This is a genomic window from Bacteroides sp. (assembly GCF_030151085.1).
In the GTDB taxonomy this organism is placed as follows: Bacteria; Bacteroidota; Bacteroidia; order Bacteroidales; family Bacteroidaceae; genus Bacteroides.
The window spans coordinates 25,913-42,118 of the sequence record NZ_JASLER010000068.1; the positions used below are offsets into that span (position 1 = coordinate 25,913).

Annotated in this window: 13 protein-coding genes; 7 read left to right on the forward strand and 6 right to left on the reverse strand. The window is 42.4% G+C overall.

All coding sequences use genetic code 11. The features are described from left to right. Positions 1 to 76: 76 nt before the first annotated feature. Complete coding sequence (locus Q1W14_RS13735; RefSeq protein ID WP_300702306.1) at positions 77 to 775, reverse strand: porin family protein; 699 nt, start codon at positions 773 to 775, stop codon at positions 77 to 79. Positions 776 to 806: 31 nt separating this feature from the next. Further along, positions 807 to 2,591 (reverse strand): LysM peptidoglycan-binding domain-containing protein, encoded by a 1,785-nt coding sequence (locus Q1W14_RS13740; RefSeq protein WP_300702308.1) that lies wholly within the window; start codon positions 2,589 to 2,591, stop codon positions 807 to 809. A 222-nt stretch (positions 2,592 to 2,813) separates the two neighbouring features. Between Q1W14_RS13740 and uvrA the strand changes: the two genes are divergently transcribed. From uvrA to Q1W14_RS13755, 3 genes are all read left to right on the forward strand, one after another. Continuing rightward, the gene (uvrA, locus tag Q1W14_RS13745) at positions 2,814 to 5,666 is read left to right on the forward strand and encodes an excinuclease ABC subunit UvrA (RefSeq protein WP_300702310.1); all 2,853 of its coding nucleotides are present in this window, start codon (positions 2,814 to 2,816) and stop codon (positions 5,664 to 5,666) included. Continuing rightward, the gene (ybaK, locus tag Q1W14_RS13750) at positions 5,653 to 6,132 is read left to right on the forward strand and encodes a Cys-tRNA(Pro) deacylase (RefSeq protein WP_300702312.1); all 480 of its coding nucleotides are present in this window, start codon (positions 5,653 to 5,655) and stop codon (positions 6,130 to 6,132) included. The genes uvrA and ybaK overlap by 14 nt, the downstream gene beginning before the upstream one ends. A gap of 118 nt (positions 6,133 to 6,250) precedes the next feature. Then, the gene (locus Q1W14_RS13755) at positions 6,251 to 7,771 is read left to right on the forward strand and encodes a peptide MFS transporter (protein ID WP_300702314.1); all 1,521 of its coding nucleotides are present in this window, start codon (positions 6,251 to 6,253) and stop codon (positions 7,769 to 7,771) included. A 90-nt stretch (positions 7,772 to 7,861) separates the two neighbouring features. Here Q1W14_RS13755 and Q1W14_RS13760 read toward each other — a convergent pair whose 3' ends face one another. Beyond that, on the reverse strand, positions 7,862 to 8,359 hold the full coding sequence (locus Q1W14_RS13760) for a GNAT family N-acetyltransferase (RefSeq protein ID WP_300702317.1): 498 nt from the start codon (positions 8,357 to 8,359) through the stop codon (positions 7,862 to 7,864). 111 nt (positions 8,360 to 8,470) lie between these two features. On the opposite strand from Q1W14_RS13760, the gene Q1W14_RS13765 reads away from it, so the two are divergent. The 4 genes from Q1W14_RS13765 to hydF all read left to right on the forward strand — a co-directional run bounded on the left by Q1W14_RS13765 (position 8,471) and on the right by hydF (position 13,749). Then, the gene (locus Q1W14_RS13765) at positions 8,471 to 9,931 is read left to right on the forward strand and encodes a monomeric [FeFe] hydrogenase (RefSeq protein ID WP_300702319.1); all 1,461 of its coding nucleotides are present in this window, start codon (positions 8,471 to 8,473) and stop codon (positions 9,929 to 9,931) included. A 14-nt stretch (positions 9,932 to 9,945) separates the two neighbouring features. Next, positions 9,946 to 10,983: a [FeFe] hydrogenase H-cluster radical SAM maturase HydE gene (gene hydE / locus Q1W14_RS13770; protein ID WP_300702321.1), complete on the forward strand. Its 1,038-nt coding sequence runs from the start codon at positions 9,946 to 9,948 to the stop codon at positions 10,981 to 10,983. A gap of 94 nt (positions 10,984 to 11,077) precedes the next feature. Beyond that, positions 11,078 to 12,499 (forward strand): [FeFe] hydrogenase H-cluster radical SAM maturase HydG, encoded by a 1,422-nt coding sequence (gene hydG, locus Q1W14_RS13775; protein ID WP_300702323.1) that lies wholly within the window; start codon positions 11,078 to 11,080, stop codon positions 12,497 to 12,499. A gap of 62 nt (positions 12,500 to 12,561) precedes the next feature. After that, on the forward strand, positions 12,562 to 13,749 hold the full coding sequence (gene hydF, locus Q1W14_RS13780; protein WP_300702325.1) for a [FeFe] hydrogenase H-cluster maturation GTPase HydF: 1,188 nt from the start codon (positions 12,562 to 12,564) through the stop codon (positions 13,747 to 13,749). Positions 13,750 to 13,800: 51 nt separating this feature from the next. On the opposite strand, the gene Q1W14_RS13785 is transcribed toward hydF, so the two are convergent. The 3 genes from Q1W14_RS13785 to Q1W14_RS13795 all read right to left on the reverse strand — a co-directional run. Next, a complete protein-coding gene (locus Q1W14_RS13785) occupies positions 13,801 to 14,277 on the reverse strand; it encodes an NAD(P)H-dependent oxidoreductase subunit E (protein WP_300702327.1) in 477 nt (158 codons plus the stop codon). A gap of 18 nt (positions 14,278 to 14,295) precedes the next feature. Then, positions 14,296 to 16,062, reverse strand: coding sequence for an NADH-dependent [FeFe] hydrogenase, group A6 (locus Q1W14_RS13790; RefSeq protein WP_300702329.1), 1,767 nt, complete (start codon positions 16,060 to 16,062; stop codon positions 14,296 to 14,298). A 12-nt stretch (positions 16,063 to 16,074) separates the two neighbouring features. After that, the coding region (locus Q1W14_RS13795) for a 4Fe-4S binding protein (RefSeq protein ID WP_300702331.1) at positions 16,075 to 16,206 on the reverse strand (132 nt) is incomplete at its 5' end.

Consider the following 16,206-nt stretch of genomic DNA (forward strand, 5'->3'; position numbering starts at 1 on the left):
TCTAACAGACCATCTATTTATATGAAACAGACCATGTGTTTTTGCTGAACACATGGTCTGTTTTTTTGTATCTGATTTACTTCTTTAAATCAAAGAGATAAGTAATCTTGGCAGTGATAACTCCGTGTGCGGAGCGGGCAAAATAGTCTTTTTTGCTACTGCTATAGAAGTCGGAGAGAGCGTAGTAGTATCTTCCCTCTACCAAGAAGTTACCGGCTTTAGTACGCAACTCTATGCCTGCACCTCCGGTAATACCATAATCGAATTTATTGTCAATAGGTTTGCCATGCTGCTCTGTTTCGATATTTGCACCGCCGGCAATTACTTCTTCCCAATTTCCGCTGATCTTTTCGCTATCGCTAATCAGGAAACCTATTTGTGGACCGGCATGGATAAAGAATTGTAATCCCCTGTTTTTACCAAATGCAAGATGTGCTAGGAAAGGAATATCCACATAATTCATGGTGCGGGTATAGCTGAGGGTTGGATAATCCTGGTAATACTCATCCCATCCTTGTTGTGAGAAGTTCACTTCAACCTGTGCGCCACATATCATACTGAAATACTTTTCAGAAATATAGCGTGCCGTTAATCCGCCAGTAATACCCATCAGGTTTTTCTGCTTAACGGAGGGAGTGAAGCTGACACTATTCAGGTTGATACCTCCGTTGATACCGACTGCGAGGTTATGACGTTGTTCGCCTATCTGGGCATAAGTCGGCAGAGCGGATACGCCTGCTAATAAAGTTGCTCCTATGATTGTTTTCAGTTTCATCTTTTACTAATTACAAATTATGAATTATCCTTTAATCAAAGTCCAGCTTTATCAGCTCATAATTTTTGGTGAAGCGTACAAAGAATACTTTCTTATTGATAAATCCTCCCCAGTTATTTACCCGTTGGAATTTGAAGCCGGTCTGGATGGGTGTTAAACTCATTCCAGGCATATTCTGTTCAAAGTCCGAACCATAACGTGATAAACCTTTCAGGAAGAAATAGCCTGTATCAAAGCCCAGCATACCGAATTTCGGATAACGTTCGTCCATCTCTTTCCCGTACCATCTACGATAATTCTTAGAAAAGTTGATAGCTGCCGGTAGCAGATTATTGGTATAGAAAGAAGAGTAGAAGTATGTATCAAGCTCGAAGAAGGTTTCCAAATGATCTTTGGTATAAGTTTGCCATTCCGGATAACCGAACAAGTGGATACGGCTTTCAGGTTGGTCGCGAACCAATAGAGTTAACTGGGGAAGTACCTTAATTAGAGTCAGATTGCTGCCGGAAGTCGGGATGAATATATTTTCTTTATCAGAACGCAATGCGGCTTTCAATGCTTCAACGCTGGCATCTTCTTTCAAGCTTTTCATAGGAATAGCACGGTTGCGTAATTCATCTTTCAACCCTTTGATGAATTCAGCTTTGTCTTTGGTTCCCTGGCTTGCTTCGATAAAGATAACGTTTGCATTGGGGAACTGGCGCACGAAATGATCGTAAACTTCAGAATATAAATAAGACTGAGGCGTATTGATCTGATATACGGCAGGATTACGGAATACTGTATTATCCTTGGATGTGAACGGAATAACCAAACGGATATTGTTTTTCTTGGCAAAGTCTGCCAATGGGTCGATGTGGTCTTGATATAGGGGGCCGAAGATTATATCCATGCTTTTCATCTCGCTCTTATTGAGTATTGAGTTCAGTGAAGAGGATTCCGGTCCGGAATTATAAGTGTATAGATCGATAGATGTACCGGTACGTTTCAAGCTATCAACTGCCATTAAGAAACCTTCGTAGTATTCCACCATCCGATCAGATTCGCCTTTCGAAACATCCAGCAAAGGAAGGATAAGTGCGGCTTTGATCGTATTGAAACGCTTTGTTGTCTTCTTGTTTTCGCTGAACAACTCGCTATCAGTAGGAATGGTTTGCGGTTTGGTGGGTTGTACAACCTGTGCGGTAGGATAGGGGATGCACAGAAAATCGCCCTTCTTGATTTTATTGTCACCTTTCAGTTCCGGATTGGCAGCAATCAAATCGGCTTCGCTAAGACCATATTCACGGCTGATACTAAATACCGTTTCTTTCTTTTTCACGCGGTGCATCTCCCGGCAGCGAGATTCTACAGGACCGGGGATATTGTTATTGGTTACTACCGGAGTGGTAGTTTGAGAATCGGAAGTAGAGTCACTTGCTTCGGAAGAAGACGGGATGCGGATAACTTGTCCGATACGGAAGTTCTCAGCACTTAGTCCCGGGTTGGCATCGCAAATAGCTTTGGCAGAGACATTGTATTTTGTAGTCAGCCGATAAAGTGTTTCACCTGGGGCGATGGTATGGAATGTCTCTTTTTGTACGTTGGCATTGCCACGCGGAATGCGTAGTGCACGTCCTACATATATTTTTTCATCGCTTCCGGGGTTCAGCTTTATAATATCCGATTGACTAATGCCGTACATACTCGCGATGGAGTATAGGCTTTGTCCTTTCTCGATAGTGTGCAGAAAATAAGATTGATTCTCTTGTGCTGCTACAAAACTACATGCACTGGCAAGCAGCAGAGAGCAGATAATGCGGTTAATCTTTTTCATTCGATAATCGTTGGTTTATGTTTACAATTTCCCAAAGTAGCTGCAAAGTTACGAATATTGTCCCATTTTAACCAAAGGATTGCGTTAAGAAATAATATTGTGCATTTCAAAACTGAAAAATAACTCTTTTCGGCTGATATTCGGGTAGAAACAGTTATTTTTGCAGTTACGTTTCAAAAAAACATCAATATTTCTAAGATAAAAAGGATAGGATAAATAAATATGCAAGAAGAAAAAGAATATATCAATGTATATGGTGCGCGCGTGCACAACTTGAAGAATATCGATGCGGAACTCCCCCGTAATAGCCTTACGGTCATCACAGGACTTAGCGGAAGCGGTAAGTCTTCTTTGGCATTCGATACCATTTTTGCTGAAGGACAACGCCGCTATATTGAAACATTTTCGGCATACGCCCGCAATTTCCTGGGTAACCTGGAACGACCTGATGTGGATAAAATAACAGGGTTAAGTCCGGTAATCTCTATCGAACAGAAAACAACGAATAAGAACCCTCGTTCTACGGTGGGAACTACTACGGAAGTCTATGACTACCTCCGTCTGTTATATGCTCGTGCAGGTGAAGCCTTCTCTTACCTTTCTGGCGAAAAGATGGTGAAATATACCGAAGAACAGATTTTGGATCTTATTCTGAGTGATTATAAAGGTAAGCGCATTTACATCCTTGCCCCGCTGGTACGTAGTCGTAAAGGTCATTACAAAGAACTTTTTGAACAGATACGTAAGAAAGGATATTTGTATGTCCGCGTAGATGGTGAGGTTCGTGAAGCCTTACCGGGCATGAAGCTCGACCGGTATAAGAATCATGATATAGAAGTGGTAATCGATAAGCTGGTTGTTGCCGATAAAGATGATACACGTTTGAAGAATAGTGTTGCTACAGCCATGCGCCAAGGCGACGGGTTGCTGATGATTCTCGATGCACAGGATGATACGGTTCGCCATTATAGTAAACGATTGATGTGCCCTGTTACTGGGTTGTCTTACCGGGAACCTGCACCGCATAACTTCTCTTTTAATTCTCCGCAAGGTGCTTGTCCCAAGTGTAAAGGATTGGGGGTAGTCAATCAAATAGACATTGATAAGGTAGTACCTGACCGAGAACTCTCAATTTCTGATGGTGCCATCGCTCCTTTGGGAAAGTACAAGAATAGTATGATATTTTGGCAGATAGCCGCTCTACTGGAGAAGTACGAGGCGACGCTGAAAACTCCGATCAAGGAGTTGCCGGATGATGCCATCGACGAGATCCTTTACGGATCAGACGACCGTATCAAGATAAAAAGTTCTTTAATTGGTACTTCATCCGACTATTTCGTTACCTTCGAAGGAGTAGTAAAATATATCCAGATGCTACAGGAAAAAGATGCTTCCGCTACTGCACAGAAATGGGCGGAACAGTTTGCGAAGACTGCCGTTTGTCCCGAATGCCACGGTGCCAAGCTGAACAAGGAAGCTCTTTCTTTCCGTATATACGATAAGAATATTTATGAGTTGTCATCAATGGATATCAATGAATTATACGATTGGTTGGTGGATGTAGACCAGCATCTTAGTGGTAAACAAGAACAGATTGCTGCTGAAATTCTAAAGGAAATCCGTACACGTCTTAAGTTTTTGCTGGATGTCGGCTTGGAATATCTTTCATTGAATCGAAGTGCCGTCAGTTTGTCTGGAGGTGAAAGCCAGCGTATTCGTTTGGCAACACAGATCGGTTCCCAGCTGGTGAATGTACTTTATATTTTAGATGAACCGAGTATCGGTCTGCACCAACGAGACAATCAGCGCCTTATCCATTCCTTAAAAGACCTGCGTGATATTGGCAATTCTGTTATCGTTGTAGAACATGATAAAGATATGATGCTTGCCGCTGATTATGTGATTGATATGGGACCTAAAGCCGGACGTCTGGGAGGAGAAGTAGTATTCTCCGGTACACCTCAGGAGATGTTGCAGACTCATACCCTGACTTCCCAATATCTTAATGGTGAACGTGCGATTGAAGTTCCTGTGAAACGACGCAAAGGTAATGGGCATAGCCTTTGGTTGCGAGGTGCCAAAGGAAATAATCTGAAGAATGTAGATGTAGAATTTCCGCTTGGTAAATTGATTTGCGTGACAGGTGTCTCCGGTAGCGGTAAATCTACGCTAATCAACGAAACCTTGCAGCCTATACTTTCCCAGAAGTTCTACCGTTCTCTTCAAGATCCTTTGGAATACGACAGTAGTGAAGGATTGGATTATATTGATAAAGTAGTGAATGTGGATCAGTCTCCTTTAGGACGTACACCACGCTCTAATCCGGCTACCTACACAGGTGTATTCTCTGATATCCGTAACTTGTTTGTCGGTTTGCCCGAAGCCAAGATACGTGGATATAAGCCGGGACGCTTCTCTTTCAATGTCAGTGGCGGACGCTGTGAAACTTGTCAAGGTAATGGTTATAAGACCATTGAAATGAATTTCCTTCCGGATGTTTATGTCCCTTGTGAAGTTTGTCATGGCAAACGTTATAACCGTGAGACTCTTGAAGTACGTTTCAAAGGAAAATCCATTGCCGATGTACTGGATATGACCATTAATCGTGCCGTAGAATTTTTTGAGAATGTTCCTCAGATATTGAATAAAATCAAGACTATTCAGGATGTCGGATTAGGTTATATCAAGTTGGGACAATCTTCTACTACGCTTTCAGGTGGAGAGAGCCAGCGTGTGAAATTAGCTACGGAACTTTCTAAGCGTGATACGGGCAAGACCGTTTACATCCTTGATGAACCTACTACCGGTCTTCATTTTGAAGACATCCGCGTTCTGATGAATGTACTCAATAAACTTGTAGACAAAGGAAATACCGTCATAGTCATCGAACATAATCTGGATGTTATCAAGATGGCCGACTACATCATTGATATGGGGCCCGAAGGTGGAAAGGGTGGAGGAGAACTCCTCTCTTATGGTACACCGGAAGAAGTAGCCAAGAGTACGAAAGGGTATACTCCGAAATTCTTGAAAGAAGAACTGAATGTGAAAGGCTTACACAATGAAAATAAATAAGACTAATGTTGCAAGGCTTTTGGATAAAGCCAAGATAGCATACGAACTCATCCCTTACGAAGTGGATGAGAATGATTTAAGTGCAGTACATGTAGCTGCCAGCTTAGGTGAGGATATAGACTGTGTATTCAAAACTTTGATTCTTCATGGTGATAAAAATGGATACTTTGTCTGTGTGATTCCCGGTGAGCATGAAGTAGATTTGAAACTGGCAGCTAAAGTTTCAGGCAATAAGAAATGTGATCTTATTCCTATGAAAGAACTTTTACCCTTGACAGGGTATATTCGTGGCGGTTGTTCGCCCATCGGCATGAAAAAGTCTTTTCCTACTTATATACATGAGACCTGCCTTCAATTTCCGTATATCTATATCAGCGCCGGACAGCGGGGACTACAACTGAAGCTTGATCCTAAAGATCTGATAAAAGAAGTAAAAGCTGACGTTTGTATACTTTTTAACGAATAATTCGTCTTTTTGGGCTTGAGATATTTCATTTTGTTAGGGTAATATTCTACAAAAAGTATATATTTGCAGAAATTATTTAGAAATTCAATTTAATTACTAACAATAAAACTTTATTTCTATGTTCAACAAACACCCTAAAGGTTTGGTTGCTGCGTCTCTATCTAATCTAGGAGAACGCTTTGGATTTTATACCATGATGGCAATACTTGTACTTTTCTTACAAGCAAAATTTGGTTTGAATGGAAAAGAGGCAGGGTTGATTTATTCTACTTTTTACTTCTCAATTTACATCCTTGCATTGATTGGTGGTATTATTGCCGACAGAACTCGCAACTTTAAAGGTACTATCCTGGCAGGTATCGTTTTGATGGCAGCAGGTTATTTGATGCTTGCCATTCCGTCTTCTACGCCAGTTGCAAATAAAGCGTTTTTCTTAACTATTACTTGTGTGGCATTATTTGTCATCGCATTTGGTAACGGACTTTTTAAAGGAAACTTGCAAGCATTGGTGGGGCAGATGTACGACAATCCGCAATATGCCAACATGCGTGATTCAGGCTTCTCATTATTCTATATGTTTATAAATTTGGGAGCTATCTTCGCTCCGATGGCGGCTGTTGGTGTACGTAACTGGTGGTTGTCTACTTTTGGTTATAGCTATAATGCTGATCTACCTGCACTTTGTCATGGACATTTAGCTGGTACTTTGTCACCCGAAGCGGTTGATACTTATAGCGTATTGGCAAACAAAGTAATAATGTCTGGTGCTCCTGTAACAGATATGACCGCATTTGCTAATGATTATCTGAACGTATTTACTACAGGTTTCCACTATGCATTTGGTGTAGCTATCATTGCAATGATTGTTTCATTGGTGATTTTTATAATTAACAAAAAGAGATTCCCCGATCCAAGTAAAAAAGTTGCCGCTAAAGCTGGTGATGCTGCCGTTGTAGAAATGAGCGTTCAAGAAGTAAAGCAACGTATGTATGCACTGTTTGCTGTTTTTGGCGTAGTAATCTTCTTTTGGTTCTCTTTCCATCAGAATGGCTTGACATTGACTTATTTTGCAAAAGAATATACTGACTTGAATCTGTTTGGTATGGCTATTTCTGCTGAGTTGTTCCAGTCATTGAATCCGTTCTTTGTAGTATTCCTGACGCCGGTTATTATGGCTGTGTTTGCTGCTCAGCGTGCTAGAGGAAAAGAACCTTCAACACCGAAGAAGATTGCTATCGGTATGGGAATTGCGGCTACTGCTTTCTTAGTAATGGCTGTTGGTTCATACTTGGGTAACTTACCAATGCATAAAGATATCATTGCTTTAGGTACTTCTCCTGTAAAAGTAACTCCGTTGTTGTTGATGGTTACCTATTTAATTCTGACTATTGCCGAGTTGTACATTTCCCCATTGGGTATTTCATTCGTATCTAAGGTTGCTCCTCCCAAATATCAAGGTATTATGCAAGGTGGCTGGTTAGGTGCTACTGCTATTGGTAACCAATTACTCGTTATCGGTGCAATCCTTTATGAAAGTATTCCTATTTGGATGACCTGGACTGTATTCGTTGTTGCATGTTGTTTATCCATGTTCACTATGTTGTTTATGCTGAAGTGGCTGGAGAGAGTGGCGAAATAATTAAGAATTAGAAATTAAAAATTAAAAGCTGCGCAAGGTTATGAGGTGATTCTCTGACTGCGCAGCTTTTAATTTTTAATTCTTAATTACTCAAATTTCCATCCCCATTATATAATCATTCATATAATATCCGTTTCCTATCTCGAAATCACCTTCTCTTAATTTTCTCATTCCCATACGTTCGTAGAAATTCAATGCCTTGTTGTGGCGATTTACATTTAATTCCATTAGGCATGGGGTGGGATGTACTTCTTTAATATACTTAATGGCTTCGCGGAACAGAAAGCTGCCGCAATGTGCACCTTGGTAAGCAGGGAGCACATAAATCTTTTGCAAGTGGAACACATCCTCGCCTTGAGGTTGTACTGAAACATAACCGGCTATTTTACTTTCATCATAGGCGAGGAAATAAACGTGACCTTCTTCTGCCATCTGTTTGCGAATGTTGTCCAATGAATACATCCATTCCATCATATAATCAATCTGTTCAGGTGTGAGAATTTCCTGATACGTGCTGGGGAATATTTGCCGGGCGAGTGTTTGTATCAGTTCGCAATCAGCAAGAGTGGCTTTTCTAAGAGTAAACATATCTATCGTATTTAATTTGTTATGACTACAAAGTTATACTTTTTATGCCAATTACAAAACAATCACTATCTTTGCAAATGTTACAACCTAACTAATTTTGGCTGAAAAAATATGGCATTTACAAACAACATTATGATTGTTCGCCACAGACTGCTCAAAGAGCTGGTGAAACTGTGGAACGACAACGAACTTGTAGAAAAGATTGACCGTTTACCAATTGAATTGAGTCCGAGAAGATCGAAGCATGCCGGACGTTGTTGCGTGCATAAAGAGCGCGCTGTGTGGAAATATAAATCATTACCCTTGCTAGGACTCGATATGGAGGATGAACAAGATGAATTGACTCCTTTATCTGAGTATGCAGCCCGTGCAATGGATCGGGCGGAAAATGGTCAGCCCAAAGATAACATCATGTGCGTCATTGACGAAGCTTGTTCGGCTTGCGTGCAGATCAATTATGAAATTACTAACCTGTGTCGTGGATGTACTGCCCGTAGTTGCCAGACTAATTGCCCTAAGAAAGCGGTACATGTGAAAGAGAGTGGTCAGGCATGGATCGATCATGATACGTGTATCAGTTGTGGTATTTGCCATAAGAGTTGTCCTTATCATGCCATCGTATACATTCCGGTACCCTGTGAAGAAGCTTGTCCGGTGAAGGCTATCAGCAAAGATGAAAAGGGAATAGAACACATTGATGAAAGTAAATGCATTTATTGTGGTAAATGCCTGAATGCTTGTCCGTTTGGGGCAATATTCGAGGTGTCTCAAGTATTTGATATTCTACATAGAATCCGTAAAGGAGAAAAGATGATAGCCATTGTAGCACCCTCTATTTTGGGACAATTCAAGACTTCCATCGAACAAGTATATGGAGCGCTGAAAGCTATAGGGTTTACAGATGTTATAGAAGTGGCTCAGGGAGCTATGGATACAGTCAGCAACGAAGCCCATGAACTGATTGAAAAATTAGAAGAAGGACAGAGTTTCATGACAACATCTTGTTGTCCGTCTTATGTTGAATTGGTCAATAAGCATATCCCCGGAATGAAACCTTTCGTATCGGGAACAGGTTCACCTATGTATTATACTGCTCGCATTGCGAAAGAAAAGTATCCGGACGGACAAGTAGTTTTCATTGGTCCATGTGTGGCTAAACGCAAAGAAGCCCAACGGGACGAAGCCGTAGATTTCGTGATGACTTTTGAGGAAGTGGCGTCAGTTTGGGCAGGATTGAATATTGAATTGGAGCAAACATCTCCTTATTTAATGCCCTATATTTCTGTGCGCGAAGCTCATGGATTTGCACAAGCAGGAGGCGTTATGGGAGCTGTAAAGGCATATCTGAAAGATGAAGCAGATAAAATCAATGCTGTACAGGTTGCCAATCTGGATAAGAAGAATATAGGTTCATTGCGTGCTTTTGCCAAATCGGGTAAAGCTCCGGGACAGTTTGTTGAAGTTATGGCATGTGAAGGTGGTTGTATTACCGGACCTTGTGCACATAATGAGCTTGCAGCCGGTAAACGCCAATTTCAACAAGAGTTGGCAAAACAAGAGAAAACTTATTAAATGAAGAATGTAGATTGAAAAATTCTATTGACAAATTGCGCCGGGAATGGAAGTTAAGTGCTGACGAATATAAGAAGCTTTTGTTATGCGAGGATGTAGAAATCCTACAATATTTGCAAGAGCAGGCACAAGAAGTGGCTTACATGCATTTTGGAAATAGGATTTTCATTCGCGGACTGATTGAGATAACGAATCGTTGCCGTAATAATTGCTATTATTGTGGAATACGGAAAGGAAACAGGGATATTCCTCGTTATGAATTAACGCACGAAGAAATTCTGGCGTGTTGTCGTGAAGGGTATCAACTTGGATTCCGTACTTTTGTGTTGCAAGGTGGCGAGTTCCCGGAGGTGAAGGATAATTGGATAACTGAAATTGTTGCCGCTATTCGTTCGTCGTTTCCGGATTGTGCCATTACTTTATCGTTAGGTGAGAAATCCCGTGAAGTATACGAACGTTTCTTTCAGGCGGGTGCCAACCGATATTTATTACGACATGAGACTTATAATGAAGAGCATTATCGTGTGCTTCATCCTGAAGAAATGTCACTAACCCGTCGATTACAATGTTTGGACTGGCTTAAAGAGATCGGCTATCAGGTAGGGACAGGGATTATGGTAGGTAGTCCTCAACAAACTATTGATCACTTAGTTGAGGATATACTTTATATTGGACGGTTTCAACCTGAGATGATCGGTATCGGTCCTTTCCTTCCACATCGTGATACGCCATTTGCTGCGTGTTTGCCCGGAAATATGGAACTGACTTTGAAGTTACTTTCTATTTTCCGTTTGATGCATCCCACCGCACTAATTCCTTCGACTACAGCCTTGGCAACACTTGCACCCGAAGGACGGGAGCGGGGAATACTTGCCGGAGCCAACGTCGTCATGCCCAATCTTTCTCCGCAGTCTCAGCGGAAAAATTATTCTCTATATGACAACAAAGCCTCATTGGGTGCCGAAGCCGCCGAAGGATTGATGAAGTTAGAGGAAAGGCTGAAACGAATTGGTTATGAGATTTCGAAAGAAAGAGGAGACTATAAACAGTGATTAGTTCTATAGTGATTAGTGATTAGTTGGCTGCGCAAAAATGCGGCACGGTAATCATTAATCACTAATCACTAATCATTAATCACTATTTTTTATGATCTATAATGTAAAATCAAAACAAGCGGAAGAATTTATCAACCATCAGGAGATACAGGACACACTGGAGTATGCCCGGGTGAATCGTAGTAACCGGTCGTTGATAGAAAGCTTGATTGAGAAGGCTGCTTTGTATCAAGGACTTTCTCATAGAGAAGCAGCATTGCTGTTAGAGTGTGATGAACCTGATCTGACCGAACGTATCTTCCATTTAGCGAAGGAAATCAAACAAAAGTTTTATGGCAATCGTATAGTTATGTTTGCCCCGTTATATCTTTCCAATTATTGCATAAATGGTTGTGTATATTGTCCTTATCATGCTAAGAACCGTACAATAGCCCGTAAGAAGTTGACGCAGGAAGAGATACAGCAGGAGGTTATTGCTCTTCAGGATATGGGTCACAAGCGTTTGGCTTTGGAAGCTGGTGAAGATCCTCGACGCAATCCGATAGATTATATATTGGAATCTATTCAAACTATATATAGCATTCACCACAAGAATGGAGCTATCCGCAGAGTGAATGTAAATATTGCTGCAACAACGGTAGAGAATTATCGTCGTTTGAGAGATGCGGGCATAGGTACTTATATTCTCTTTCAGGAGACTTATCACAAGGTAAATTATGAAGCTTTGCACCCCACAGGTCCTAAGAGCGATTATGCTTATCATACCGAAGCGATGGATCGTGCTATGGAAGGCGGGATAGATGATGTTGGGGTAGGAGTTTTATTTGGACTGAACACTTACCGTTACGATTTCGTCGGTCTGCTGATGCATGCCGAGCATTTGGAAGCCGCATTCGGAGTAGGTCCGCATACCATTAGTGTTCCGAGAATTTGCCCGGCAGATGATATCTCGACACAAGATTTCCCGAATGCTATTTCTGACGAGATCTTCAGTAAGATTATTGCTGTAACTCGAATTGCCGTACCGTATACGGGCATGATTATCTCTACCCGCGAATCGGAGGCTGTACGCCGACGGGTGCTCGAACTAGGTATCTCTCAGATTAGTGGTGGCTCTCGTACCAGCGTTGGAGGCTATGCTGTGCCGGAAACGGAAGAAGAGAACTCCGCACAGTTCGATGTAAGCGACCGCCGTACCTTGGATGAAGTGGTCAACTGGCTTCTCGATTTAGGACATATCCCCAGCTTCTGTACAGCTTGCTATCGTGAAGGGCGTACAGGCGATCGTTTCATGTCCCTTGTCAAACGTGGGCAGATAGCAAACTGTTGCCAGCCCAATGCGCTGATGACATTGAAAGAATATTTGGAGGATTACGCTTCACCTGATACTTTGGAGAAAGGAATACGTTTGATTCGCAAAGAAATAGAACATATTCCTAATCCTAAAATAAAAGAGATTGCTATCAGAAATTTGCAAGAAATAGAGAATGGAAAAAGAGATTTCAGATTCTAGGGGCGTAGCGCCTCCGCAGACTTCCCATTCATGTGATTGCGTAACTCAATATATTAATTTATATGCATCAAACTCCTAACGCCAGTCGGCTGCACATCGCTCTCTTTGGACGGCGCAACAGTGGTAAATCCAGTCTTATCAATGCTTTGACGGGACAGGATACTGCTCTTGTATCGGCTACTCCCGGTACTACTACCGATCCTGTGTCGAAGGCAATGGAAATACAACCTCTTGGTGCTTGTCTCTTTATAGATACGCCTGGTTTTGATGATGATCAGCATGAATTGGGAACGATGCGCATTGAACGCACGTTGAAGACGATTGAAAAAACCGATATTGCCCTACTTCTCTGTGAAGATGGAGGAGAGCTGGAAAAGGAATGGGTGAGTCTATTGGCTGAACGCGATATTCCTGTAGTTTTGATTCTAAATAAAGCCGATATACTTTCTGATGCCGATAAACTTGCATTGCATATAAAAGAGAATTGTGGACAATTTCCTATAATTGTCAGTGCCAAAGAACGCCAGGGTATTCAAAATATCTATCAGTCAATTCTTGAAAAGCTGCCCGAAAACTTTGGCGAACAAACCATTACCGGTGATTTAGTAAGAGAAGGAGATGTGGTGCTTCTAGTAATGCCCCAAGATTTGCAAGCCCCCAAGGGACGGCTTATTCTTCCCCAAGTACAAACTATCCGCGAACTATTGGATAAGAAATGCCTGGTAATGAGCTGCACAACAGACAAACTGCAAGAGACCTTGCGTGCTCTTGTTAATCCTCCGAAACTGATTATTACAGATTCGCAAGCCTTTTCCATTGTCTACCAACAGAAACCGGTTGAGAGCTTGCTCACCTCCTTTTCTGTTCTCTTTGCCGGCTATAAGGGGGACATCGATTACTTTATTCAAGGTGCATCGGCTATCAGCAAACTTACAGAACAATCTCGCGTATTGATAGCCGAAGCCTGCACTCACGCTCCTCTTACAGAAGATATTGGCAGAGTAAAACTTCCCCGGCTATTACGAAATCGTATTGGTGAGAGTTTGCAAATAGATATCGTTTCCGGCAATGATTTTCCAAAAGATTTGTCGGACTATGATCTTATTATCCATTGTGGAGCCTGTATGTTCAATCGTAAATATGTGCTCAGCCGTATAGCACATTCCCGTACTCAGAATATTCCGATGACAAATTATGGAGTGGCGATTGCCTATTTGAGTGGCATTTTGGATAAGATATCTATTGTGTAGCTGCGTTAGCTTACACACATATAAGTGTGAGCCAACGCAGCTATAAGTGTTTTATTCCAGTTCTTCAAGAATTCTTTTCACATCAATGGGCTGTAACCTGCCATACACCTTTTCGCCTATCATTACTACCGGCGCCAGTCCGCAGGCACCAACACAACGTAAGCAATCCAGTGAGAACTTACCATCCGGGGTTGTTTCTCCTACTTCTATTCCCAGTACACGTTTAAATTCTTCCAATAACTTCTCCGAACCTCGTACATAGCATGCCGTTCCCATACATACTGAAATAGGATATTTTCCTTTTGCAGTCATAGTAAAGAAGGTATAGAATGTAACTACCCCATACACACGAGATACGGGAATATTCAGTTTATGAGCAATGATGCGTTGCATGTCTTCGGGCAGATACCCGTGCAGATGCTGTGCTTCATGCAATATATTGATGAGTTCGCCCGGCTGATTGTCATACTTGTCGCAAATGGCACGTACTTGGTCGGCAACGTCACAGGCTAATTTTATCTCTGACATAGTTTTCCGTTTTAGAGGTTAATCAATCGACTTATTGAAATAATGCGTATGAAGCAACTTCTCCGACTTCTCACTGAGTGGTTTGCCAAGATATTCCTCATACAATGTTTTGATGTACGGATTATCGTGGGACTTTCGGAACGGCTTCGTTGCGTCTTCCCGGTAAAGTGCATTGGCGCGGGCATAAAGTACGTCAGAATTACCGTGATGTAATGGTTGTCCGCCACCACCGATGCATCCTCCGGGACATGCCATGATTTCAATTACATGGTACTCATTATTTCCATTGCGAATGTCCTCCAATAACTGTCGGGCGTTACCTAATCCATGAGCAATGCCCACTTTTAGTTCAAAACCATCCAAGTCGATCGTAGCTCGGCGTACTCCTGCCAATCCACGTACTTTCTCAAAGTTTACATTCATCAATGGCTTGCCTGTGTAGATTTCGTATACCGAACGAAGTGCAGCCTCCATTACACCACCCGTTGTACCGAATATTACACCGGCCCCGGTAGATGTACCCATCGGTTGATCAAATTCCATATCCGGTAAAAGGGTAAAGCCGATGTTGGCACGTTTGATAAGCCTTGCCAATTCACGGGTCGAGATAGAATAATCTACATCCGGATTACCATTCGTCTTGAACTCGTCCCGGTCGCATTCGTACTTCTTGGCCAGACACGGCATGATGGATACCACTACCAATTTCTCCCGTGGAATTCCCATCTTCTCCGCCCAATACGTCTTGGCGATAGACCCGAACATCTGCTGTGGAGAACGTGCAGTGGACGGTATATCGAGCATATCCGGGAAGTGGTGTTCGAAGAAGTTCACCCATGCCGGACAACAGGAGGTAAGAATAGGCAGGCGAACTGACTTGTCACCGTCCAAGAAACGTGTCAAGCGGTTCAGTATTTCAGAGCCTTCTTCCATTATTGTGAGGTCGGCAGCAAAATCCGTGTCAAAGACATAATCGAAGCCCAGTTCACGAAGGGCATACACCATCTTTCCCGTTACCAGCGAACCGGGAGGTAAACCGAATTCTTCACCCAATGCAGCACGTACCGCAGGGGCGGTTTGTACGACGACAATCTTATTCGGATTTTCCAAGTCTTCCAGCAATCGATTAGTATGGTCACGTTCAGTCAGTGCACCTACCGGACATACAGCAACGCATTGTCCGCAATAGGTACATTCGCTATCTTTCATCATCTGGTCAAATGCAGGTGCTATCGTTGTATTGAAGCCACGGCGGATAGCACCCAATGCACCCACAGTCTGAACATCATTGCAAACACTTTCGCATCGGCGGCAGAAGATACATTTATCCATGTTTCGTACAATGGATGAGGTGATTTCACGCTTGCGAGGAGATAATTCTCCTCCATTAAAAGGCATTTCACGAATATTGAAACGTAGTGCCAATGTTTGCAATTCACAGTTACCACATTTAGGACAAGTAAGGCAGTCGTTCGGATGATCCGAAAGAATCAGTTCGGCTACCACCTTACGTGCATTCATTACACGCAATGTACTGGTACGAACTACCATTCCTTCCGTACACCGGGTAGCACAGGCAGGCGCCAGGTTGCGGCGTCCTTCTACTTCCACGACACAGATGCGGCAAGAAGCGGGATTGTTCTTAATGCAGGTTCCTTTCAGGTCGATATGACACAGGGTAGGGATATTGATGCCAATTTTCCGTGCGGCTTCCAGGATGGTAGAGCCTTCGGCTACGGTGATATAGTGGTGATCTATTTGTAGAGTAATTTGTTTTTCTTCCATAGCAGTAAAGATTTAGCAGACATTGATTGCTTTGAATTTGCAGCGTGCCATGCACATGCCGCACTTGATACACGTCTCAGGATTGATAACGTGCGGTTTACGCATATCTCCCATAATTGCATCTGCCGGGCAGTTCTTGGCGCA